Source organism: Streptomyces beijiangensis (assembly GCF_017315755.1).
GTDB classification, from domain to species: Bacteria; Actinomycetota; Actinomycetes; order Streptomycetales; family Streptomycetaceae; genus Streptomyces; species Streptomyces beijiangensis.
Map to the genome: position 1 here is coordinate 1 of NZ_JAFLRJ010001411.1, position 291 is coordinate 291.

Consider the following 291-nt stretch of genomic DNA (forward strand, 5'->3'; position numbering starts at 1 on the left):
GGCGCGGTCCGCCTTCAGGGGCGCGGCGTCCGCGAGGAGGCGGCGCAGCGTCGAGACGTAGGCGCGGTGGTCCTCGTCGGGGTGGAAGTCCATGGCCGCTCAGCGCCCCTTCGGCAGGCCGAGCAGGCGCTCGGCGATGATGTCGCGCTGGATCTCGTTCGTACCGGCGTAGACGGGACCGGCGAGCGCGAACACCCAGCCGTCCATCCAGCCGTCCGCCCAGTCGTGCGTCCACGCGCCGTCGCCCTCCGGCCCGCGTCCCGGCTCCTCCGACGCGAACTCCCCCTCCGG

At 74.9% G+C, this 291-nt stretch carries 1 pseudogene; it reads right to left on the reverse strand.

Annotation, left to right across the window (positions count from 1 at the left end):
• Window positions 1–99 precede the first annotated feature (99 nt).
• Window positions 100–291: pseudogene (locus J0695_RS42045) on the reverse strand (hypothetical protein); the annotation flags it as partial.